The sequence below is a fragment of the Arthrobacter sp. Y3223164 genome (assembly GCF_059091005.1).
Genome location: NZ_JBNHGF010000710.1, coordinates 1 through 786 on the forward strand (window position 1 = coordinate 1; position 786 = coordinate 786).

General features: G+C 71.0%; 2 protein-coding genes. Both read left to right on the top strand.

Going from position 1 to position 786, the window contains the following annotated elements; all coding sequences use genetic code 11:
• A partial coding sequence (locus tag AC5RUJ_RS17545; RefSeq protein WP_494156416.1) for a sigma-70 family RNA polymerase sigma factor occupies positions 1 to 501 on the top strand: 501 nt, incomplete at its 5' end.
• On the top strand, positions 498 to 786 hold a 289-nt coding region (locus AC5RUJ_RS17550; RefSeq protein ID WP_494156417.1), incomplete at its 3' end, for a zf-HC2 domain-containing protein. The genes AC5RUJ_RS17545 and AC5RUJ_RS17550, both read left to right, overlap by 4 nt.

Sequence of the window (786 nt, forward strand, 5' to 3'; positions counted from 1 at the left end):
GCCGTGGCATTGGACGACGAGGCCGTGGCCCGCCTCTACCGCGACCACGCCACGGCGCTGCGCCGGTTCGTGCGCGCGGCGACCTCCGACGCGGACCAGGTGGAGGACGTGGTGCAGGAGACGATCCTGCGGGTGTGGAAGCGCGGCCCGGAAACCGACAACATGCGCGGCTACCTCTACCAAACCGCCCGGCATGTCATTATCGACGGCTACCGGCGCCGCACCCGGCGGCCGGGCGAGACCGGCCTGGGCGAGGACGAGCCGGCCAGCGAAGAAGACCAGCTGGAGCGGCTCCTGCTCCGCGTGGTCATGGAGGAAGCGCTGGCACGCATCAGCCCCGAGCACCGCAACATCATCCTCGCCCTGCACTACCAGCGGCTCACGTCGTCCGAAGCCGCCCGGTCGCTGGGCATTCCGCTGGGCACGGTGAAGTCGCGGGCGTTCTACGCGGCCAAGGCCCTGCGTGCCGTACTGGACGAGATGGGGGTGGGGCAGCAGTGAATGCCAACGAGGAACAGCACCAACTGCTCGGCCTCTATGTGCTGGGCGGACTGGACCGCCGCGAACGGGCGGGCTTCGAAGAACACCTGGCCTCCTGCCCCGCGTGCCGCCGGGAGGCCGCGGAGCTGGAAACGCTGCCCGATCTGCTGGACGCGCTGCCACGCGACGCCGCCTTGGAGCTGGCGGCACCGCCGCAACACGAAGTCGAGGAACGCACCCGGGAACTGGTGGACGAACTCGCCCGCCGGCGGCGGAAGGAGCGACGGCGGTGGGCCGGGTTGGTGG